This window comes from Rhizobium sp. ZW T2_16 (assembly GCF_044987325.1).
In the GTDB taxonomy this organism is placed as follows: domain Bacteria; phylum Pseudomonadota; class Alphaproteobacteria; order Rhizobiales; family Rhizobiaceae; genus Neorhizobium; species Neorhizobium cellulosilyticum.
This window is the reverse complement of record NZ_JBJDRG010000010.1, coordinates 25,445-48,649: the sequence shown is the minus strand read 5'-3', so window position 1 is coordinate 48,649 and position 23,205 is coordinate 25,445. Positions and strand designations below refer to the sequence as shown.

16 protein-coding genes are annotated in these 23,205 nt (G+C 52.4%); 10 read left to right on the top strand and 6 right to left on the bottom strand.

The window, feature by feature from the left end; genetic code table 11:
• Positions 1-259: 259 nt before the first annotated feature.
• Positions 260-1,561, bottom strand: coding sequence for a calcium-binding protein (locus tag ACI3K0_RS20900; protein ID WP_404946157.1), 1,302 nt, complete (start codon positions 1,559-1,561; stop codon positions 260-262).
• 1,317 nt (positions 1,562-2,878) lie between these two features.
• Here ACI3K0_RS20900 and ACI3K0_RS20895 point away from each other — a divergent pair.
• Complete coding sequence (locus tag ACI3K0_RS20895; RefSeq protein ID WP_404946156.1) at positions 2,879-3,607, top strand: CatB-related O-acetyltransferase; 729 nt, start codon at positions 2,879-2,881, stop codon at positions 3,605-3,607.
• 91 nt (positions 3,608-3,698) lie between these two features.
• The gene (locus tag ACI3K0_RS20890; protein ID WP_404946155.1) at positions 3,699-5,909 is read left to right on the top strand and encodes a glycosyltransferase; all 2,211 of its coding nucleotides are present in this window, start codon (positions 3,699-3,701) and stop codon (positions 5,907-5,909) included.
• Between the two features lie 18 nt (positions 5,910-5,927).
• Here ACI3K0_RS20890 and ACI3K0_RS20885 read toward each other — a convergent pair whose 3' ends face one another.
• On the bottom strand, positions 5,928-7,121 hold the full coding sequence (locus ACI3K0_RS20885) for a CDP-glycerol glycerophosphotransferase family protein (protein WP_404946154.1): 1,194 nt from the start codon (positions 7,119-7,121) through the stop codon (positions 5,928-5,930).
• Positions 7,122-7,131: 10 nt separating this feature from the next.
• Positions 7,132-7,530, bottom strand: a complete 399-nt coding sequence (locus ACI3K0_RS20880) for an adenylyltransferase/cytidyltransferase family protein (protein ID WP_404946153.1) — start codon at positions 7,528-7,530, stop codon at positions 7,132-7,134.
• A 511-nt stretch (positions 7,531-8,041) separates the two neighbouring features.
• On the opposite strand from ACI3K0_RS20880, the gene ACI3K0_RS20875 reads away from it, so the two are divergent.
• The 3 genes from ACI3K0_RS20875 (at position 8,042) to ACI3K0_RS20865 (ending at position 12,030) form a co-directional block, all read left to right on the top strand.
• Positions 8,042-9,343, top strand: coding sequence for a polysaccharide pyruvyl transferase family protein (locus ACI3K0_RS20875; RefSeq protein WP_404946152.1), 1,302 nt, complete (start codon positions 8,042-8,044; stop codon positions 9,341-9,343).
• 70 nt (positions 9,344-9,413) lie between these two features.
• Positions 9,414-11,039: a capsular polysaccharide synthesis protein gene (locus tag ACI3K0_RS20870; RefSeq protein ID WP_404946151.1), complete on the top strand. Its 1,626-nt coding sequence runs from the start codon at positions 9,414-9,416 to the stop codon at positions 11,037-11,039.
• Complete coding sequence (locus ACI3K0_RS20865; protein ID WP_404946150.1) at positions 11,029-12,030, top strand: hypothetical protein; 1,002 nt, start codon at positions 11,029-11,031, stop codon at positions 12,028-12,030. Before ACI3K0_RS20870 ends, ACI3K0_RS20865 begins: the two co-directional genes overlap by 11 nt.
• Here ACI3K0_RS20865 and ACI3K0_RS20860 read toward each other — a convergent pair.
• Together ACI3K0_RS20860 and ACI3K0_RS20855 are read right to left on the bottom strand one after the other, a co-directional pair.
• On the bottom strand, positions 12,020-12,400 hold the full coding sequence (locus ACI3K0_RS20860; RefSeq protein ID WP_404946149.1) for a hypothetical protein: 381 nt from the start codon (positions 12,398-12,400) through the stop codon (positions 12,020-12,022). The two genes, ACI3K0_RS20865 and ACI3K0_RS20860, sit on opposite strands and share 11 nt — an antisense overlap.
• A gap of 291 nt (positions 12,401-12,691) precedes the next feature.
• Entirely contained in the window at positions 12,692-16,264 is a 3,573-nt protein-coding gene (locus ACI3K0_RS20855) for a CDP-glycerol glycerophosphotransferase family protein (RefSeq protein WP_404946148.1), read from the bottom strand.
• 275 nt (positions 16,265-16,539) lie between these two features.
• Here ACI3K0_RS20855 and ACI3K0_RS20850 point away from each other — a divergent pair, with 275 nt between their 5' ends.
• Positions 16,540-17,718, top strand: coding sequence for a capsular polysaccharide biosynthesis protein (locus tag ACI3K0_RS20850; protein ID WP_404946147.1), 1,179 nt, complete (start codon positions 16,540-16,542; stop codon positions 17,716-17,718).
• A 726-nt stretch (positions 17,719-18,444) separates the two neighbouring features.
• On the opposite strand, the gene ACI3K0_RS20845 is transcribed toward ACI3K0_RS20850, so the two are convergent.
• On the bottom strand, positions 18,445-18,669 hold the full coding sequence (locus ACI3K0_RS20845; protein ID WP_220326518.1) for a helix-turn-helix transcriptional regulator: 225 nt from the start codon (positions 18,667-18,669) through the stop codon (positions 18,445-18,447).
• A 135-nt stretch (positions 18,670-18,804) separates the two neighbouring features.
• Between ACI3K0_RS20845 and ACI3K0_RS20840 the strand changes: the two genes are divergently transcribed.
• The 4 genes from ACI3K0_RS20840 (at position 18,805) to ACI3K0_RS20825 (ending at position 23,205) form a co-directional block, all read left to right on the top strand.
• The gene (locus ACI3K0_RS20840; protein WP_404946146.1) at positions 18,805-19,449 is read left to right on the top strand and encodes a hypothetical protein; all 645 of its coding nucleotides are present in this window, start codon (positions 18,805-18,807) and stop codon (positions 19,447-19,449) included.
• A 300-nt stretch (positions 19,450-19,749) separates the two neighbouring features.
• Positions 19,750-21,342, top strand: coding sequence for an ABC transporter substrate-binding protein (locus ACI3K0_RS20835; RefSeq protein ID WP_404946145.1), 1,593 nt, complete (start codon positions 19,750-19,752; stop codon positions 21,340-21,342).
• A 10-nt stretch (positions 21,343-21,352) separates the two neighbouring features.
• Positions 21,353-22,324, top strand: a complete 972-nt coding sequence (locus tag ACI3K0_RS20830) for an ABC transporter permease (protein ID WP_183686393.1) — start codon at positions 21,353-21,355, stop codon at positions 22,322-22,324.
• A gap of 26 nt (positions 22,325-22,350) precedes the next feature.
• Entirely contained in the window at positions 22,351-23,205 is an 855-nt protein-coding gene (locus ACI3K0_RS20825) for an ABC transporter permease (RefSeq protein ID WP_286195091.1), read from the top strand.

The following is a 23,205-nucleotide window of genomic DNA, read 5'->3' as shown; positions in this document are numbered from 1 at the left end:
AAAAGTTCCGATGCCGCGAGTACTATCGCTGTGGAAATCGGAGCAGCCACTTCCCCTCCCCGCATACATAGCACTGCGACGGTTTACCCAAATTGGGGCCAATCGAGAAGTCCCGTTTAGCTCGATCCGAAAATTCGAACCCTTAACGAGCGGCGTGCCAACCGTCCTTGGCCAATCAGATCGCTACAAATTTCCTGTTACGCCCCAGTCAGAATGATAGCAATTTAGTGGACGCAGGGTACGATTCATTGCCGCTCCCTCAATAGAGGAAAAAATCCGTCGATGTGAGCTTTAGACCGTCTTCGACGATCGCGAAACGCACTGCGGCGGCCTTACCAGCGCCGTCGCTGTCATAGAACAGATCACCGGTCTGTTTGTTATATGTTATCCGATCGTCGGCGTCGTGAGCCTTGCCGGATGTGGAGGCGTAGAATTGATCGCTGCTCATAGCCCCGGTGCCGGCGATCTTCGTGAATATCGCCTTGGCGAGGTAGACGGTATCATCGGTCACGCTGAAGTCGGTAATAGTGTCGACGTTGCTGGACCCGTTCAGCTTGGTATCGAAGAAGAACGCGTCTTTGCCGCCGCCGCCCTGGAGCTTGTCATTGCCCAATTTGCCATAGATCTGGTCCTTGCCGCCATCCCCGCGCAGTGAGTTTTTGACGGAATTACCTATCAGCTTGTCCGCAAAGTCGGTGCCTCGGGCGGCTTCGATACTTGTCAGTGTGTCTTTCGTCTTGAAGCCATCGATGGCATAGCCTTTGGTCAAGTCCACAGTCACGCCGTTTTTGCCGCCGCGATTAACATCGCGGTGATAGCGCACCTCATCGAAGCCGCCGCCGCCATCGATCTTATCGGCGCCGGCCAACCCCATGAACTGCTCATCTGCAGTGGATCCCTTGAGCGTATCGACGAACTTCGTTCCGCGAAAGCTTTCGATACTCGAAAAGGACTCGACGTTGCCGTAGGGGTCTGTCGCCTTGTGAGCGGTGGCGTCGATCGTCACACCTTTCTTGGCGGCCTTGCTGAGGAAACTGTCGTCGAAGCTGAGTTGGTCCCAGCCTGCACCACCGTCATAGGTATCCTTGCCCTCGCCGCCGACGAAGAAATCGTCCCCTGCACCGCCTTTAAGGACGTCATTTCCAGCGTATCCGTAGAGATCGTCACCGCCATCACCGCCGTTGAGCTTGTCATTACCGCGCAACAACCATTGTTGCATCGACCAGGAGTCGTCGAGATAGGTTTGGAACGTTTTCGCGGCTACAGCGAAGCCCGATATTTTTTCGATCAGCTTCCCAGTTGCCGTGAGGACCTGAACCTCGGTCACCTCGCCCGCTATCGCATCCCCATTGCTGTCGAACTTCAGCCCTGTGCCAATGATCTTGGCCTGGATACCGTTCTCGAACTTGAAGAGCACTCGGGTCGAGGATGAACTCCGGGATACTACCGCCTCGAAGTCAAGAAACTCGGCCATGGACGGCATATAATCCGTACCGACGATCGGTGGACTATAGTGATCCGGGTTGACGTTCCCCGGGAAGTATCTCTGCAAAGTTGCCATTTTCCTCTCCCTGACGAACCCAGCTCATTCCACAGAAATGGTATCACGATGGGATTATCTGGCTTCACCCGTTTGGGTTAGGCTACTCAAGATACTACAACGGGTAGCAAGAGATCTCTAGGTAAAGGCACCGCCTCATCTTAGCGCGGCGTCGCTCCAGATTTCGCTGGGGTAAGCGCCCAGTGAGAACGCATGGAATGCTGGGGAGTGCGCCCTCCAGCTCCTCCCACACCAAAGGAGAAGAAGCATGGCCAAGACAAGATCATCCGGGCCACAGAGCGTTACTCGCATAAAGCCCAGCGCAGCCGGCATCGGATCGAAAATGCGAGTTAGGATCAAGTTTCTGTCCATGAAATCCGAAGTCTCGATCGACTGGAAATTTAGCTTGAAGACGTTTACGAAGTTCCAGCTTTGATGTTTCATTGAAATTAGCGGGGAGAACCTGCAACGAACCTATGGAGCGTTTGCTTGGAAATTGCCAAGATAGTTGCCAGTCTTGAGGCTGCCAGTTCAGGCTCGCGGATCTTGGATCGGCAGATCGCCGAAGCGATCGGATGGCGCCGCGAGATACGAGAAGATCGTGATGACAAAGGGCAAACCATCTCTCGAGGGGTCTGGTACGATCCTAGTTCTGGGCAACCTGGTACGATACCCAACTACAGCGACAACTTAGAGGCCGCTCACTCACTCGTTAAGTTCATTGCGCCGAATAGCGCTGGGGGCTTCTCGTGGGAGGATAGCGCAGCATCCGCTAGAATCGGAACCGGCCCTTACATTCAGGCACGGACACCAGCCTTGGCACTAAGTTCCGCTGCCTTGAGATACCTCTCCGAAGCTCGGTAACCAAGCATCACTGCGCGCGCCAATGTCGTAAATCTGTATCAAAACTATCATAAACGCCCACTGAATCATTCAGAGTTCAGGGTATGAGATGCGCGTAGATCGCACTATTGATTTGCTGCGTGAAGCTGGCGCAGGATCGAGACAACTCGATGCGCTTGTTGCGCAGGGTGTGGCGTGGTGCAAGATAAATAGGCAGTTTGCCTACGGCGAAACCGGCGAAGTTCGGGACGGTATGTCGTGGTTCATCCCAAATACCGAAAACCCTGACAGGATACCCCACTACACATCGAGTATTGAGGCAGCATATCCACTCGGACAGCAGGCTTGCCCGTCCGGAGTCTGTGGGTTCTCGTGGCAAGAAACTTTCGCGACGGCGCAAGTGGGCGAGAACGGCCCGCGAGCGAGCGCCGCAACCCCAGCACCGGCGCTTTGCATTGCGACTATCATGACCTTCAGATCGGAAGGCCTGCCTAAATGAGCATTAGGAGAGTTGAGTTTGGCACCAGATTTTCACCCGAAGAGCTGAAGAATCTCGGGCTTGAGTTGGAATTTAGTCCGAAAAGCCAGTTTCTCTGTGGAAATTCGTACGAAATTCCCTGCCAAGTCAAAACGTCGATGAGAGATATTCTCTCTGTAGGCGCATTCTCCTACATAAATGGCAAGGGGCGCTTCACCAATGTCCGGATAGGCCGGTACTGTTCCATCGCTGAAGGCGTGGAAATTGGTTATCCTGAACATCCGACCGACTGGCTCAGCACATCACCAGTCCAATATATGAGGCCTGGTTGGGCCGCAGTGGTTGGTGATTGGAAACGCGTATCTCACACGACCACTAGAGAGACGCTCATACAGCACGACGTTTGGATTGGGGTCGGCGCCTTTCTTCGCACTGGCATCACCGTAGGTACCGGAGCAGTTATCGGCGCTCATGCCGTTGTGACGAAAGATGTACCACCGTATTCAATTGTCGTCGGCAATCCCGGTCGAATCATCAGGACTCGAATTCACCCTGGGCTTATAGACGAACTTTTGAACACCAAATGGTGGGAGTTCTCGCCTGCGCAGCTCGACGGCTGCCCGTTCGATCGAGCGAGTGATGCGATCCGTTTTATCGCGGATCTTCGTAAGGCTAACACTCCGGTTTACCGACCCCAGCGCCTTGAGATCACTTCAGCCGGAGCGACTCTTTCACCGTCCCCTTAATCGCACGTAGGAACCTCATTTGTACGTTTGTCACAATACCGTCATCGAACATGAACTAAGGCAGGAGGGGGAAATCCAGGTCTGAGAGCCGATGCGGAACACTGATAGCAACACCTATGTAAACGTCGTTTTTGCGACTGACGAAGAGTACCTACCAATCACTGCCGTGGCGCTTACTTCGGTTGCTGCAAACTTCAGGGATACAAGGAGGCTTCGGGCTTTCATTCTCATCGAAAAGCCGATGCCGCAGGATGACGCTGCGCGTTTTCAGACCCTTGCAAAGCAATTCAATATTGAGGTTCAGTCATTGACCGTCTCCGCGGCAGAATACGCGACGGTCCGAACAAGTCGTGGCATTTCGAGTGCGACGTACTTCAGACTAGGCATGCACCTTGTTTTGCCACCCGATGTCGACAAGGTTGTTTATCTCGATTCCGACATGATCATCCTCGGCAATATTGCGGATCTTTACGATACGCCTCTTAACGAGGAAACACTCTTCGCTGGTGCGGAGGACTATAATAGTGTGGCACATCGCAAGGCGTACAAGACTTCGGCTACTTCAGTAAATCTGAATGCTGGCGTTTTGGTCTGCAACATCAAAGCTATCCGCGCGATGGACTTTCTCGAAGTAGTAAGCGCCTATGTCGAGCAAAACCAGTTTCTCATATTCCATGGCGATCAGCAGATCCTGAATTCTCTTTTCAGCGAACGAATGGCTTATGTTCACATCCGATGGAACATGCACGGACAACTGTTCGAAGAGGAATGGGTGGCGAACAATATGGGTGGTCGAGCACTTGTGACTGCCACAGATTTTGCAGATGGAAGAACTGAGCCCAAGATCATCCACTACAATGGCACAATGAAGCCATGGAACGGCGGCGCTCATCCAAGGCGACGTGACTGGTACCGGTTTTCAAACGTCTCTGTTTACGCCGACTTATTCCCCGAGCCAGATTGGCCGACCATCAAGGTTCGTCGCGATAAGAAGCCGTCACTGCTAGCGACGTTGTACCAGAAACTGTGGCTCGATAAGCTCGTTAGAGCTTTACACGAGGGCTACAAAGCAAAGGGAACACGTACTTGGCTCGAAAAAAACGTCAAAAGCGGAAAGCTCTGGAAGCAAAAGCCTTTTGATGAGTTGCGCACCTTGTCGGAAAAGCAATCTCTAATCCAGATGCACTCCTTCCTGGCAATGCGGGGAATATTGCGCCGGGAACGGAAATTTTCTGCAACGGATTTTGTCCGCAACATTCCCGAAAACGCCAAAGTCTATTCAAACGCCCCCAATGACGACCTTGAAGGAGGGTTCCACGAGAACATCAAACTCATTCTCCGGACGCCAAATGTGAGCATGAAGGTTCTCCCTTACGAAGCCGATTTTTCGCTAGTCCTGCATATGGCGATTCGCACATCCGGCTTCTGGGATGCATTGCTTACCGCAAGCTTCGACCGTGACATCATTTTCGGAGAAGCCGCATTCTTTGGCGCTTACGCTGGTTATTTTGACCACGCATCACCAGCTGTTGGCAGGCGACCCTTCGGCTATATTCTTGACGACCTATGCTATTATTACGATGCAAGGCAGCCATCGCGCCTAGAGCTTAAGTTGAATGATGCCTCGTATGAACTCAATGATGCAGAATTGGCTCGCGCAAAAAGCTTGATCCAACGCGTCAAATCCGAGCGTCTCACCAAATACAACCGGAATGCCGGTAAAGGAGCATCCGTTTCCTTGGAACCAGGAGCTGTGGTTGTGATCGACCAAACACCGCATGATGCCTCAATCAGATTCGGTGGCGCCGAGAAGCGCACCATAACCGACATGGTGACTGCGGCAGTTCGGGAAAACCCGAATGCGACGGTCTATTTCAAGCGTCATCCCGACAACGTCAAGACAAATCGCAATATCCTTCCGACGACAGCGCGCGTGAAGTTGCTTCCCGACGATGCGGATATCACGCAGGTTCTGGATCAGTGCGCATCTGTATATGTCGTTTCTTCTCAAGTGGGATTTGAAGCACTGCTCCGGGAAAAAAAAGTAGTGACATTTGGCATGCCTTTCTACGCCGGTTGGGGCTTGACCGAAGACCGCCAACCGATCGCTCGACGTACCAGGATACGAACAAAAGAGGAGCTTTTCCACGCAGCATGCATCGACATGTCCGTCTATGTGAACCCTATGTCCGGCGAACTCATTGAGATCGAAGATGCCTTCAATCTAGTACAGTCAATGAGAGCAACTGAACTGAGCTCGCCCCCCCCCTTTACGGAACGAGGCGGCCGAGTAATTGCTTAGCCGCATACCTGAGGCCTTTTAGACAACAAACCGCTTGAGCCAAGTCAACCAGCTCGCAACCCCGACACGCCTGTTCGAGTTTTTCTTCTGAACACTTTTCAGTTGCCGTTCCCCACTGCGAGCCATTTTTACGAGTTCGCGTACATAACTCTGAGAGGTACTCAAAGCGGGGACACGCCCTTCAAGCAGGTCCCGAACTTTGGATTGTGCCAACTTAATCACATCGACCTTGGAGCAGTCGATCATTAACTCCGATCGCAGCACCTCTAATTTCTCTCGTTCCGAAGCCGAGGGATTTAAGGCTTGCTCGATACAGTGCCGAAGGTTCTCGGGATTTTCGCAAACCACGCCGAGTTCATGCCGTCGTCGGTACTCGATTGAGTGGAGGTTGAATTTCTGAATACCAACAGCGCTTGCTGCATCTTCTTGGAAGAGGACGACAGGTACCTGAGCATAAAGTGCATCAAAAATCGCACCGGAAAAATCACTGATCACGACGTTGGCAGCATTGAGCAGTTCCCGCTGATCGGCGGAGGCACCAAAAAGATGGCAAAACCCGAATTCTTTCGCCTTTTGTCGCCAAGAAGTGTCACCGTTCTTTTCTTGATTATGGTGCGCCTTGATAACAACGTTGTAACTTTGGGCTAAACGAGATAACGGCTCAAGAAGCCGCATGAGCGAACCAAGCTCATTATAAGTCGGCATATAAAGAATTGTGGCGCGATCAGGTCGCAACCCTAAATTGATCGCCGCATCCTTCTTGGCAGAGGCCCCGTCACAAACCTTCCAACCTGCGAATTTCAAGTTTCCGACAGCATAACTTGGAGAAAAATGTGAGACTGCAGCAGCAGAATAATCACCGTACATAAGGTTCATATCCGCGAGAGAATGCCATTCGCCGTAATTATGACGCTCTTTAGCTAGTCCGTATTGCACACATACAAGACGCGCTTTGTTTATTTCCTCAATGAGTGGAAACGGCGTCTGAAAAAAAAGAACGTCGAAATCTCCTTCCATCGCAACCGCTTGACGATAGGATAAAATGAGGAAGCGATCACGCGCCTCGAGTGGAATCGCCGCAAGGAAGTCTGTCCAATCAACGGCGTTTCCAACGAGTAATACCTTTGAGGAGGGGTAGGCCTGCCATAACTGTTCGACTTGTTTAAATTGAAACTCATTTCGGGCTATAAAGCCAACGGCAGGCGCTTTCATTGCAATGACTTTAGGACGCGATTGCTCGGATTTCAGCAAGCAATTGGGTTGTGGATATTCCCTCCGTCCTCGGAAGGTAAACAACCTCGCAAAGGGATTTGAACTCGTCAAACCTTCCCGCCCAATCGTCGCCCATGACGAGAACATCTGCCGCGTGTTGTTTGATGTATTCGCCTTTTTCTTCCAGAGAATGTTCAAAAAAGACTTCGTCCACACCTGCGACAGCTTTTACGATTTCAAGACGATCAAATTGGGAGTAGACGGTTTTCTTCTGTTTTTTGGACCAATTAAGCGCGTCGGTTGAGATTCCGACCGTCAAATGATTGCCAAGCAGCCGCGCCCGCTGCAGAATCCTGATGTGCCCAACATGCAGAACATCGAATGTTCCGAACGTAATGATTCTCTTCATATACGGCCCTTCTCTGCCCTTGGGAGATGACAGATTTATGAAGCTTTTATGACGGCATTGCAAGCTTCCAAGCTTTCGGAATCGTAGTCAGAAAAAGCTCAGGACATAAAAAAATACAGCTCTCGCGAGTGATCGCGGCTAAACTGCTCAGATGTCCACCGTGACATACCCACGAAACTAACCCGCACGAGCCCTTTTCTTGAAACTGTGTTGCCTCCCATTGCTCGTTGATGATTCTCGCAGTTTTCTCAGAAAATGATCTACGCTTGACGTCGACTGTTTATCAGCTGACGACAGTCAACAAGAGTCCGGGAACCTAACATCGGCAAACGATTGTTTTCTCAAATCGCGCTACAAACAAGTGAAGGCGCAGGTCTTGCTGGTGGCGTGTTCCGCAAAATGAGACGGAAGGAAACACACCTCTAGGACAGAACACGTCGGAACCAGCGATACGGCGTTGCCAGTCTCCAGAAAGATGGGATATGGAGGCCCATCAACTCTGGAGAGCAAGATGACCAAGATACTTATGCGTGCCGGGAAATCTCCTTTCGAGGTGATCGACCCCTTGGTCACGCTTGACCAGAACCTGATCGCGAATAACAGCGGAAATCTTCTGTTCGCACAGTCCGTATTCAAGAGCCTGTCTAAGGCCAACACAGAGATCGATGTTACCCGGTACAAGGCAGATCCCGCATCAGCCGACGAGATCAACGAGAAGTACGATGTTTTCGTCCTTCCCTTTGCGAACGCCTTTCGCGGAAGCTTCGAGAAACAGCTCCGTGCCCATACGGATCTCATCAAAAAGCTAAAGATTCCGTGTGTCGTCGTGGGAATTGGCGCTCAAACCGATATGAACTTCTCTCAGCTTAAGGGCTCTCCTATTGACGCTGCTGCGAAAGAGTTTGTGGCGGCTGTACTCGATAAGTCAGCCATAATCGGAGTCAGAGGAGAATATACGCGAGAATATCTCAACAACCTCGGATTCTCTGCCGTCGAAACCATCGGATGTCCCTCGATGTACCTCAATGGCGAAAACCTGAAGGTTGCGAAAAAAGTTGCAGCACTCGATAGAGATAGCTTGGTTACGGTCAACATCACAAACAAGCAGGGCTCAATCGTAGAACGGTTCTTTGCACGAACCTTAGAAGACCATTCTCAGGCTGTCTATGTTCCGCAGGATATGGAAGATGCGCACCTTCTAATGTGGGGCAAGCCTCGAAAAGAGGCCGGGTCTGCCGATGGCATCCCGTCTGATTTGAGCAGTTTGTATATTGCGACGGGTGCAGCCCGCTTCTTCACGGATGTCCGAACGTGGCTTGACTTCATGCGGCCGCGCCACTTCGCGATCGGAACACGAATTCACGGGAATGTCTTCGCACTCCTTGCTGGCACCCCTGGCATGGTGATTGCTCACGACTCTAGAACGCTGGAACTATCGCAGTATTATGAAATTCCCCATGTAAAGAGTAAAGAAATCACGGATAAGACCTCCGTACGCGAGCTTTATGAAAGAGCCGATTATGGTCCGATGATGCGTGGCCATTTGGCACGATTCACCACATATAAGGCGTTCCTAGAAAAGAACGGCCTTCCACATATTTATGGAAATAGCTCAGACGTAGCAGCGTTTGACGAGAAGGTGGCAAAGATGAACTATCCGGCCCCAATTGATGTTATTTCGGCATCTGACGACTTGGCCTATCGCATTACCGGTCTACACACCCGATACGAGGACAAGATTGAGCGAATCGCCGCCCGCTTGAAAAAGCTGGAAGTCCGGATGAACAAAATCGCTGCAGCGGCAAAGGCTTGATTGCATCGCCAGCCGGCTTGTCTGGCTCTGACCACCCAAGTACGGCTCGATAAACAACGGGGATATTCAGATGATTGCAGGCTCTGCTTTAGTTACAGGTGATGAGAAGAGCGATCCTTTTGGGGCGGAGCCGCAGCAGATAGAAGCCGTCTTCCGTTTTGTTGATAAACAGTACCCGGCAGCAGCCAAAGCAGCATCGAAGCGCATTGACTGGATTGCTAAGAACCGCTTCGGAGATCTAACTCCTAGGTTCCGCATCTTTGTCTACTGGGCGCAGGGATTCGAGCAGGCACCTGCGGTCGTGCAATCTTGCCTAAGACATTTGAAGGCGCTTCATGCCGAGGCCGATGTTGCGCTCGTGACCGACGCCAATTTTCGATTTTTTGTCGACTTGCCTGATACCGTCAGGCCAGAAGTATTTGCGAATAAGACGTTCTTCTCAGACCTGCTTCGATTTGAATTGCTGTCTCGATATGGAGGCATATGGGCTGACGCGACCTGCCTTGCCTCCAAGAACTGGATACCAGTAGCGCAGAGGCTTATTGAAAATAGCGGATTTTTTGCGTTTCCAAAAGGGAAAGACGGAGTGATTTCAAGCTGGTTCTTAGCCAGTCAACCAGGGAACTACGTCTCTTGCCTGATCCGGGAAATGATGATCGCCTACTGCAGCGAGCACCCCGGTCCAGATCATTATTTTGCTTTGCACCAAATTTTCAAACTGTGCTTTGAGAAAGACGCCCAGTTCAGGTCAATCGTATTATCTATTGATCCAGGGAAATCTAAGCCCAGGCAAATGAACCGCCTGATGTTGAAGAGCGCGAGCGGGATCAACTTTCCGGAAGTGTATAGATCCTCGTTTGTCCATAAGTTGAGCTGGAAGCATAAGCCTGAGCAGGTTACCTCAAAGACGCTTATTGCGGCGGTAGCTCGTGGCGATTGGTTAAATCTTACCGATTTCAAAGCCGTTAGCCCACCGAAGGAACATCAAAGGGTGAACCCTGGCGAGATCTTGATAAACCCAACAACTGGCGTAAAGCTGCGATACAACGCAGATTTGATGACTGAGCATCAAGCCGCGCGGGTCAAGGCGGGCCGGTTTGAGAGTAAGGAAATTCAGGCGGCGTCATCAGTTCTCAAGGGCGGAGAGCGCATACTCGAACTCGGCGGTGGGTTTGGGATCGTGTCGGCAACTATCTGCAAAACGAAATCCCCCCAAAGCTATAATATCATCGAAGCAAATCCTTCGTTGGTTCCAGCTATCAATGATGCGCATGAACTCAATGATCTAAAGGTGGCTACGGTTCATAACTGCATCGCAACAAGCGATGCCGAAGCTATTGAGCGCGGTTTTTACGACTTCAATATCGGGAAAAGCCTTCTTGGATCATCTATTCACAACATCGGGCAGACTCGTACGACGGTCCGCGTTCCCGCAGTACCTTTGCAAAAGTTTCTGGATGATCTCCAGCCACAAGTGATTATCATTGATATTGAAGGGGCGGAACTGGGCCTATTCGCCACCGTCGATATGGCTTCTGTTAACGTCATAATCATGGAGACACATCCCGGCATATTCGGGCTGTCGGGGATGGCACAGTTGTTCGGAGAATTGGCAGCGCAGGGCTTTGCCTACGAAACGGTCGGCTCTCATGGACCAGTGGTTACCTTTAGAAGAGTGACTAAACATGACTCGTAGAACCATTATTCCGCTCTTGCTTTTATGTCTCGCCTTTACCTGGCCGCCGTCGTCGGTGCATGCAGACCCAGCAATCCGCGACAAAGCATTCATTCAGCTCAGGACGCCTAACATCAAGAGGCTCCAAGGGATTCAAGGAGTAGTGTGGGTTCCTGAGCAGCAAATGTTCTATTCGACATGGAACCGACGCAACGGGGACGGCTCTGAGCGGATCAACGTTGTCCGACACGATGCGACTGGTAACGTAATCGATTACAGTGAGACGGTCGGCCCTGGCAGCTCGTCACCTTACAGCTTGGGTCACGGGCAAAGCATTGACTATCTTTTTATTAATGGTGCCTTCACTCTAGTGACCGACAGCGGTGATAGCCGCGGAGCAACTTTCTTTGAGATGTCAGGATCGGGCAAAGGCTGGAAACTCGTAAATGTGCGGGTTTACACATTGCAGCCAAGTGAGGTTAAGTCGGGTACCGTCGCCCTCTCCGTTGATAAGACAAGACTTATTAAGACAGGCGGCCCCTATAAGAGGGGGAAGAATGTCAGGATATGGCCGGTTGCGGCACTTACCGCTGGGCCACAGGGCGACAGAACCGGTGATGGTACACCGTACATTGAGATCATCCAGCCGAACCTTGGATTGCCTAACCAGGGTATTGCCCTAGATGGAAATCAGTTGAAGTTCCTAAACGGCAACAATTTGGTTGCTGGGCAGCAGAGCGTCACGGATTTTGATATCATGAGCAAGTCCGTAATGAAGTCCTCGAGTTTGGGAACCGGCGTTCAAAGGCTGCGATCAAGTGACGAAAACGTTCCTCAGATCGGAGAACCGGAAGGTATGTTTACGATCAAAGGCGCGGGCGGACAGGCGGAATATTGGATAGGAATATCTCGGAAGGACTGCTCCGGTAGAGGGTACGATACCTTTGTCGTTCCACTTTCGGAAGGCGTTCCGGGATCGGATCTGCCGGATAAGTGCTCGATCAAGAAGTAGCTGTGGCCATAGAGCCTGCCTGGTGATTGCGCCGTAACTCGACAAGGGCCGCTATACAGATCGCCATTGCGGGCGTTGCGGCCATGCAGAAGGGGCCATTCTCGACTCGGGCGGTAGCCTGGCCTTCTTCCCAACTGCAAGCTCCAACGCATCCCGGTGCTGCTAACAGCAAAAGCTCATAGGCGTCCTGCATAGAGTAGGTAAATTTTGGCAATGGGTTCGTTGTGCCATTAGGATGATGCCACGAGAATTTAGGGTACTGAGCCGATGAGGCGCGTTTGAACCCAAAAAACGCCGCGATATCCGTGTCGAGCTTTCTGCTCGGCCACTTCTCATCCTTTAACTGTAAGATTAATTCTTCGATATCCATCAGAGTCTATCTAATTCATTTTCGAGTGATCAAGACGTTCACAACAATTCGGCCAATTCCCCCGGGAATTGCTCTCTAGTCATCCGGCTGAGAGCCTCCCAGGAACCCACCAGGCGCTTGGGGGAGCTTCTTCTCGTCGAGTGCAGCCACAATCTTTTTAGAAAGTTCCGCAGCGACATCAGGAGATGCCATCGGTATATACTCCAAAATGATTGCGGCGACAGTTGCTTGCCTTTTAGACATAGACGCTTTCTCCTCGCTTGTGTCATAGTTCGACCGGATATCGGAGATCTACCGCAATAGCTCCTTGAACGATTCCAACGCACGATGCCGATAAGCTGAAGCATCAAATGCCTCTGCAACGGTAGGCTTTCCCGAAAGAAATTCAATAAGTTCAAGGGCGATACCTTCTTCTGTGTTTGGCACTAACTGGCCAAACTTTCCCTTCAGAACTCCGCGATTACCCGGTATATCTGTTGCGATTATGGGTACCGCCAGCGTCATCGCCTCGAGCAGGACCATCGGCTGGCCCTCGTGGTTCGAACTCAGAATAAATGCGGCTGAACGTCTCATTGCCGGGAAAGCATTAGCTCTATGGCCAGCCAGGAAAACCTTAGTTTTCAAACCTAGATCGTTGACTAAATGCTCAAGCGATAATCGTAGAGGGCCATCTCCTAAAATAACCAACTTTGCATCCTGGTGCGCTTTCGACACCGCGAGGAAAGCCTTAATGAGCTTGTGATGATCTTTCTCCGGCGACAGTCGGCCTACTGTGGTGAAGGTTTTCCCGCCAGCGTACCAAGGCACGAGATCCTCGTCGAGAGGATGGAGACTCTGTGCAATTATCCCGTCAGGAGAGATAAGATTTGGCGCTGACACGAACTTGCTTCGGTCTATGCTGAATGCCGTCGACATTGCCTCGCGATTGTGCTCGCTCAGCAGCTCGCTCACGGAGACTAGTGCATCATACTCCTTGAAGCTGCGAAACAAGAACTTCAGAGGAGGATTTTTTGTGAACCACTCCTGATACATATCGTTATGCATGTAAGCTATCGTTTTGCTAGCGTTCGAGTTCGCGAGGAGCATCGACCAGAATGTGTTGTATCCTTCAAAGTGGACGACCGCATCAAATTCCACGTCAGAGAAAACCCGGCGAAATTCATTACGGTGAGCCTGTACAAGTATTTTTCGTAGGTTGGGCGCCTCAATGGACTCCATCGTCAGTGCTCGATTGGTGACCCACCGCTGCTCCGGCGTCATAGGCATTAATCCCACGCGCCCGATGATATGCATAGACTCCGGCAATCCAGCCACCTGAGCTGCACGCCGCTTGTCCTTCTGCACTGCCTTTGGATCGACGGCCAGATAGGTCTGAGCTTCATCATCTGCGAGAGCATTAGCAAGATTAGCAAATGACGCTGTGATACCATTGGCCATAAAAGGACCGGCATAGAACAAGACGCGCTTCTCGCTGCGATCAATCTTGCATGCAGGGCACTCCCCAAAGAAGAATTGCTTAACACGCTCGCTGGCATGGCCATCATCATGAAAGCAGAACTCAGCTGCTGCTTTCGCATACCGGGATTCGTCAACATTGGTATCCGCTATGGCCGATAGCAGTCCATCAATGTCCTTCACTACGCGTCCAGGCATATCGTGAATATCTAAGTAAAAACCACGGTCTCTCGAATAATCTTCGTAATCGTAAGCATAAAATATGATGGGCATCTTCCTTGGGATAAATTCGAAAAATACCGATGAGTAGTCGGTTACAAGAACGTCGGTGATGGCCAATATATCGTTTGTGTCGATGTCAATCGGCGCGATCTTCACGTTCAGCGTAAGGCCAGCGAGAGCCTTCTGTTCCATGGAGTGCCCGCGATAGACAATGTCGAAGCCGCTTTTTTCCAAGGCTGACATGTCTTGCTGCAGTCTTCCGACATTGACTTCCACCTTCCCATGCGTTCCGCGCCAAGTTGGAGCGTAGAAAAGAACCGGCTTCTCGCCTGTTAATCCCAAGGCCTGTTTTGTTCTCGCGCGGCGGCTATCATCAGATGCGAGAACCAAATCTGCTCGTGGATATCCCGTCTCGCGAATCTTGTATTCAACTAATCCTTTGACGCCAAAGTCATCGATTGTGCTACGCGTCGTATGGGCGTTCGGTGTCACCAGATGGGTCGCTTGCAGGAAATTCCTCGCACCGTTTGCGTGCTCTAGAAGCCTCCCTTTCATTTTTATACCGAGGGTCTTCAACGGCGTGCCATGCCAGGTATTTAGGTATTTTTGGCCATCTCGCCGTGTGAACCAATAAGGGAAAGTGCTGTTATTTATCAGGAAGCCCGCCGTCGCCAGATAGCGCGCATACGCGTCGCTATCCTTTGTGATGAAAACGACATTAGGAAGATTTTTGTATTCGGTTGGCGCGCTTTCGGTATCCGATAACGCCCATACATGAAGCCAGTCGTCAAACTGTGGGTCGTTCAACAGGTGACGAAACAGTGCGAGCGAGCTACAGGCTACTGACGAGCCTCCAAAAGACTCAAATACGATAGTTTTCTCGCGAATCGGCAGCGTCGACCTGAACAGCGAGTAATTTTCCAGAAGCGTTCGGTTCCCGGCCCGCTTGAAAATCGAATGGTCCATTCCGAAGGTTGGGGCATCGATGCGAGCGGTGATCAGCGCCGCTATTCCGTCCCCAAGGCGGCCCGTTTGGATAAGCGCGTAACCCAAATCTGCATAGAGCGATTGTGTGTGATTGTCTGTTCGGTCGATCAGTGCTTGGCTTGCCGCACCAAGCATTGCCCAATCTTTTTGGCTTTTCGAGGCCGCGGCCAATCCCTCTAAGGCCGGCAACGAGAAATCGTCTAACCGCAGAACAGGCTGATTTGGCTGGTCTTGATTAGTCGGATCTATGTCGCTGTGCCCAGAGAGCGCAATGAGAAGAGCATCTGCAGCATCGAAATAGTCGTTTAGGGCGTTAAGAACCACGCCTAGCCTGAACCACCAGCTCGGCACATGTTCCAAGGCAATGGCCTGTCTATAGGCTTTCGAAGCCTCGAGGTAGTTGCCAGCGCGCTCCAGGCAGAAACCGAGCCGCATGTACCATCTGGCTTTCCGTTCGTCGATAACAACAGCCCGGCGATACCAGAGAATTGCATCCTCCCACCTGTAGCAATAATCGTAAGCTTGAGCCGTTCGATAGCACAACTCGCCGTCATGCGGCTTTCCCTGGGCTAGGCGCCTATAGGCCTCGGCAGCCTCTGCCCATCGACCCATGCCTTGAAGAAGATGCCCTACACCGAAACGCTTCACATTCTCTCTGTTGGAAACCGATTCCGCCCGGCGAAATTGCGCAGCTGCGTTGAGAGGATCGCCCGCATCCAGTAACATTAAGCCGTATTCGGCGAAACCTTTGTCACTCGGCCTCGCAGATAGAAAGCTCTCAAAAGTCCTAGATGCATCTTCGTAGCGATGCATTTTCGCCTCGATCTGTGCAAGCCGGCGAAGCCTTGAAGGAGTTGCGTGTCCAGCCTCGACCGCACCTCGCATCGCCTCAAGCTGCAGCCACGGGCGATTTTGTTTTTCGTAAGAGGCCGCCAGCAACTCCCAATCTCGTACGAGGCCGGGATTAAGTTTGGTGGCAGTTTCAAGCGCTGTGATTGATTTATCCTGGTAGCCAAGCAAAGCAAGCCAGCGGCCATGGCGTGAATGAAAGTAGGCACAATTCGGCCAGAATCGAAGAAGGAGTTTGAACGCCGTAACCGCGGCGACGGCTCCAGCTTCAGCCCAACGCAGCGCTAATTTGCCAAACTTTGATGATTTGTTATTAAGCAGTATATTTTTTAACTCTGCTGCATTGAGCATATTTTGCGTCCAGTACTAACTTCGTTTGGTCGAGATCGAACTGACCGGAATCACATCCTTCTCACGCAAACAACATTTGCAAACTGAAAAAGGCCCGATGAAGGCAACCTGTTGAACTAGCTTCATAGTTATCCACCAGAGACTGAGTGCCCAGCGAGGTTTAAACACAAATCCACCGCTCCTCAATTAAGCTACTCTCGAATTCATGCGCCTGTCATAAAGCCGCGGTAGGTTGCGGTCTCGATTTTTTTTCTAGTGTCGTGTGGGCTTGCCGGATGATTTTTCGTGCTCTGGATCGCGTGAACCTTAAAAGTAGCGCGGCTTTGCCCGAAGCGATGCATAAAAGTGCCGCCTCCGGCAAAAGATCAGCGCGGATTCCAATCCTGAGGCAGTGGCTCGAGTCTGCGCGGGCGCTGTCCCGTTCGAGAAAACCACCATTATACATATTCGGCTTCAGTAAATGGAAAACCTTTATCCAAGACTGGTTTCCTGACCACGAGGTCATAATCGCGCCGGCAAAAACTTCATCGGATCAATTCGACCGGATTTGGAAAAAGCGAATACTTCGTGACGATCGGAGCGCTGTGTTGAGCTGGCAGTACAAGGGCCCGTCAAGCCTCAAAGAATTCTGCGTAAACAACAACATCTCATTTCATTACGTGGAAGATGGGTTCATTCGCTCCATTAAGCTAGGAGCCCTGCATACCCCACCAATGTCTTTGACATTTGATTGCCAAGACATGTACTTTTCATCACGAAATTCTACAGACTTGGAGGATATACTTTCAAACTACGATTTCTCTAACGACAAAAAACTTATAAGTCGCGCAAAGAAAGCAATTGCTTTTATTCTCAGTAGCGGCATCAGCAAGTACAATTCCAGCACCCCGATCGATATCAGCTCTGTATATGGTGCCAAAACGAAGAAGCGCATTCTTGTGATCGGCCAAGTGGAAAGCGATTCTTCGATCTCTTACGGATGCGACAAGCCATTCACAAACAATGATCTGGTACGGTTGGCTAGATTTGAGAATCCTGACGCGGATGTGGTTTATAAACCGCATCCAGAAGTTCTCAGCGGGATCGCGACAAAATTATCAGACCCAAACGATGTTAGAATGATCGCCAGGATCTTGGAGCAAGACGTCAGTCTCGCCGATGCATTCAGATCCGTAGACCATGTTTACACAATCACGTCCCTGTCAGGCTTCGAGGCACTCTTACGGGGTATTCATGTCACGACTATTGGCTGCCCCTTTTACTCGGGCTGGGGCGTAACCGATGATCGACAAGCCAACCCACGCCGAAGCAGGAAGCTCTCCGTTGAGGAAATATTCGCGGGTGCCTACATTCTATATCCTCGATATTTCGACCCTGAACAAAAGAAGCACATCGAGATTGAGGATGCCCTTTCGATTCTGTCCAATAAAAGAACCGAAAGTTTGTCTTCATAGCTTATTGTAGTGGCCTTGACCTTACCCCGCGAAACCGAAAGTTCAAAATAGGTTCGGGTAGCCGATGTTCATACATTGAAAATCTACTCTAAGACGTAGCAGAGGAAGCCGCCTCGGAGCGTCAGAATATGCCCCGCAGTCGACCAAATCATACCTTTCCGTGACAATGAAGTGCAAAGACACGGTATAATAAAGATCGCCCTTGACCGTAAACGTTTCGACCTTTGTTGTGAACGAGTTAACCGCTACGTCTTTGAATACTCTCTTTGCCACACCGAAATGTCCAAGCACCTCGTGACTGGGCGTGTTTCGCCCGATGCAACTGAATGGTCCTGGGCAGCGGTGTGATGGGTTTTCCGGCGTAGCCCTAAAACACTGACTTCTACGGTAATTTGACGGTCATGCCGGGTATTTGCGCGATATGACCTGACCATGGAAGCGGCCAATGGCTAACAGGGGTGGAAGAGATCATGCGATCAAGCATTAGCGACCGGCAGCGTGCTCAGATTTTGGCCTGTGTTCCGTTTCGGGGCAGATGACGTCCAGCACAGCATATTGTGCGAGACCATGATACGCCTCAATCTCACAGAGCCACCGATATGGAGGCAATATAACGTGAGAAATGGCGTTCTTCAATGCTTTTGGGATAGACGATGAGGGAAGAAAGCCGGCCGCCGATCGGCGCCCCCGGATGTCTTCGAGTGTTTAATGAGGCATACGCCGTAATCAAGGGTCCCTGAGGCGTACCCCAACACCTCCACCATTGGCAGCGATAAACTCCACGCCAGCTCCTTCAAGGGCACTCTTTATCCTAGCTAGGGTGGGTTCACGAAGCTGCTCGCCCTTTTCTAGGCGGGTGATGGTCTGTTGAGATACCTTGGCTGCTTTTGATAGTTCACGAACGCCCCAACCGACGGCCGTACGCGCAAGTTTGCACTGTAAACCGTTCATATCATCACACTGCACTGATTTTTTGTTGCGCATCGGGTTCTGAGCTTGTACCTTTAATTCGAACAACCGGCTGTGAGTGGTGTTGCAACCACCTCTCACAGCCTGACCAAACCCTAGCTGTCTGGAGCTCGGATCATGGCTGATTCTGAGAATAGCAGAACTTTGCCTGCAATCACGTGCAGAAACCCTTTACAAACAACAGAGTGGTTTCTGGCCAGGAATATCGCGGATCAGGAACGCCGGGTTGCCGGCGTTCGCGACGTTGTTCTGATAAGGTGGAAAGCCTGGATGCTTGCTTTCCGGGAGCTCGGCCATCGAAGTTGCGAGCAGCAGGAACTCGAGAGCACGCTATTTGCCATGGTTCCTGCTGCAAGAGTGGAGATCCAACTTGCCGATCACGGCGGGGTGGCTGTTGTGTCCACCATCAAAGAAATTCAGGACAAGCTTCGAGGCGTAAATTTCGCCGATGCGCGTGCAAATGCAGCGGCCGAATTGCTTGCCAAGCGACGGCGGTGGGATGCCGCAGACCTATCGGTCGGTTACAGCCGGGCGAAGCAAGCGGAAAGCGAAGCATCGATCGTTGAGGAGCAATTGGCCGCCGAGCTGTCGGAAGCGCCGGCAATGTCGACTGTCGCTGCCGCTGCAAAGCTGCATTGTATCTTGAAACGTGGTGCACCGCGGTCTGATAGCAAGGAGTTTCCCTGGCCGCAGCTCAGTGCGATGCTAGTCGATCTCCTTGCGATGAACGGCGTATTCTGCCTCCCCGGTCGTGATCGCTGATCCAGGTCGCCCGTTACAAGTCCGAAGTTCGATTTCGTCGGCAGTCGCGTCGTTCACATTCGCTTCTCTAAACCGAGGCTGGTCGAACGCTCGTGAAAATTAAGCAAAATTTCCGCTTTTCATGCTTATCGCGTTATGCAATGTAGAGTATACCACTACAGAGTATGCAATTCATAATTAGGAATTCCTAACCAGCGGCGCCATTGGAGCGTGTCGCGGAAAGGATGGTGTGTGCGTCGAGACAACTCCTCGTCGCATTGAAGGAATGCTGAATAAACCAAAAAAGAAGGGAACGACGTAATGCAATTCATCCGTAAATTCCGGTCGCCTTTGCTGGCGCTAGCAATCGCGACCGTATTCTCCCCCGGTCTTGCGGCAACGACGGCGATGGCGGAGGAGTTGCGCATCGGGACGCAGCTGAAGCTGATGACGCTCGATCCGCATTATGCCGATCTCAACGAGAACAACGCGCTTCTCGCCCATATATATGAGCGCCTGGTCAGGCAGGACGAACATCTCTCTCCCCAGCCTGCTCTCGCCGTTTCCTGGAAGCGGCTGGCCCCAACGCAATGGGAGTTCAAGTTGCGCGAAGACGTGAGGTTTCATGATGGCTCTCCCTTCACCGCCCAGGACGTCATCTACTCGATTGAGAGAGTCCGCGACTTTTTGAAGCCCCCGAGCGGCGGCTTCCAGTCCTACACCAAGCCGATCAAGTCTGTGATCGCTCCCGATCCGATGACCGTCGTCATCGAAACCGATGGGGAAGCCCCTACCCTCCCTCTTCAGATGACGACCCTGTTCATCCTGCCGCACAAGACAAATGGTTTCGCGACGACCGAAGAACTGAATTCGGGCGCGAAGCCAAACGGCACCGGTCCCTACAAATTTGCGGGCTGGCAGTCCGGCGAGCGGCTGACACTTGCCAGCAACCCCGACTATTGGGGCGAGCCGCCGGCATGGTCCGATGTCACGTTCCGCGTCATTGAAAACCCGGCTGCCCGCGTAGCGGCGCTCACAACGGGTGACGTCGATCTGGCCGACTACATCCCTGCCCGCGATGTCGAAAATCTCAAGCAACGCAACATCAAGATCGAGAGCACCAGCGCATCGCGGTCGAACTTCCTGCAATTCGATATCGCGAGCGAAACGCATCCGGGCATTACCGACAAGTCCGGCAAAACAATTGCCAATCCCTTCCGTGACAGCCGCGTCCGTCAGGCTTTGACGATGGCAACCGATCGTCCGTTCATAACCGAAAAAATCCTATCTGGTTACGGCACGGCTGCTTCCCAGATATTCCCACCGGGTCTTTCAGGAACGTCGGACAAGCTCAAGGTCACGCCGCCGGACTATGATGGCGCAAGAGCACTGCTTATAGAGGCCGGCTACCCGAATGGGTTCAACGTGGTGCTCGCCGGGCCTGGCGGTCGTTATCCGGGCGACGCCGAATCGCTTCAGTCCGTTGCCCAAAACTGGGCTCGTATCGGCGTCACGGTACAGCCTGTCGTTTCGCCGTTCTCCGTTTTCATGACTAAACGCTCAAGTGGCGAGTATCCTCTCTGGTATGGCGGCTGCTCTGGAGAAGCTGTCACCCTTTGCCTCGATGGCGTCCTCGCATCCCAAAACGAAACGCTCGGCACCGGGTCGCTGAATTACGGTCGTTATGAAAACAAGACCTTCGACCAGATGCTGACCAAAGCCAAGGCGATGGAGGAAGGACCTGGCCGCAGCGAGGCACTCGCCAGCGCGACGGAATTCGTCATGGCCGACTATCCCACTATTCCGCTCTATCACTTCCATCTGATCGTCGGGCATAGCCAGAAGGTTGGTTCCTACACCGTCCACCCGCGTGGTTGGACAATGGCCATGCAGGCCGCCCCACCGACCGAGTGAGGGCGACACCATGATATCAGCAATCATTGGAAGGCTTTCACAAGCCTTCCTCCTCCTCCTTGTCATGTCCGTAATCGGCTTCATCGGCATTCACAGCGTCGGCAACCCGGTTTTCAATCTTGTCAACGCCGAAACCGCTACTCCTGAGGATATCAGGAGAGCGACCGTGGCTCTCGGATTGGATCAGCCGGTCTGGCATCAGTATTTCCGGTTCATCGGCAATGTCCTCACAGGTAATTTCGGGACCTCCTACATCTATCACCTGCCGGCATTCCAGCTGGTGATGGGCAAGCTCCCCGCAACCCTCGAGCTCGCAATCGTTGCGATGATGATCGCTGCTCCGGCGGGGGTGCTGTTAGGCCTGCTTGCAGGCCGCCGCAAGGACAAGCCCGTCGATCGGACGATCCTTCGGTTGAGCGTTATTGCACTGAGCATACCGTCCTTCTGGCTGAGCATGATGCTCATCCTGATCGGGGCCATCCTGACGGGCTGGTTCCCGTCAGGCGGCCGGGGGCCAACAGGGGCTCTCCTCGGAACCGAGTGGAGCTTCCTGACGCTTGATGGGCTCAGACAACTGACGCTTCCGGCGTTGGCACTTGCTCTTCCCAACATTGCGCTCATCGCACGGCTGACGCGGTCCGGAACGATCGAGGTAGAAACCCAGGACTTCACACGGTTTTGCCAGGCGAAGGGTCTCTCGCCCCGCCGCATCCTGTTCAGGCATACACTGCCAAACATCAGCGTTCCGATTGTCACGATCATCGGCATGCAGTTCGGTGGAATGCTGGCCTTTGCCGTGGTGGTGGAGTCGATCTTCAACTGGCCAGGCGTCGGAAAACTGCTGATCGACTCGATTCAGCTTCTCGACCGCCCGGTCGTCATGGCGACCCTCACCTTCATCTCGATTGCCTTTGTCGCCCTCAACGCACTCGTGGACCTGTTTTATGTCGTTCTCGATCCGCGAACACGCCGCAGCGCCTGAAAGGTATCCCTATGAAAACCGATACAATGCGCACATTCTGGAAACGCTCCGGCCGATCCGGCGTCAGCCTGCCGCTGCTGATATTGATGGCCTATGTCCTGCTGGCAGTCGCGGCATCTCTGATCGCTCCTCAAAATCCCTATGACCCGTTGCAGATATACGCCTGGGAGTCCTCGTCTTCTCCGGGAACCGCCGGCAGCGGTGGTTACACGTACCTGCTCGGAACCGACGGACTGGGACGCGACATATTCAGCACCGTCCTTTACGGATTGCGGATAAGCCTCTTCGTTGCCTTCACCAGTACGGCACTCGCAGCTCTTATCGGCGTGACTGCCGGAGTAACAGCAGCCTATACAGGCAAGTGGGGCGACGCCTTGATCATGCGGATCGTCGATCTGCAGCTCAGCCTGCCGACCATCCTTGTTGCCCTCATCGCCATCGTTACGCTCGGGCCGGGTATCGACCGCATCATCTTGGCGCTCGTGATCGTACAATGGGCTACCTACGCTCGCGTGACACGCGGCGTCGCGATGAGCGAGGCAGCCAAGTCATACCTGGATGCAGCGCGCCTCCTGCGTCTGCCAACCCGACGTATCATCTTTCGCCATCTTCTTCCGAACAGCATTGCTCCCGCAATCACCCTCGTCCCGATCGAACTCGGTCATGCCGTAGCGCTGGAAGCAACGCTTTCGTTTCTCGGCCTCGGTGTGCCGATCGACAAGCCGTCCCTCGGCTCCGCCGTCGCTAACGGGTTTCAGTATCTGCTTACAGGACAATACTGGATCAGCCTCTTTCCCGGTCTGGCTCTGTTCGGCCTCATCGCAAGCATCAATTTCGTCGGCGAGAATGTGCGCCGGCGGCTCGATCCAAGGAGCCGTTGA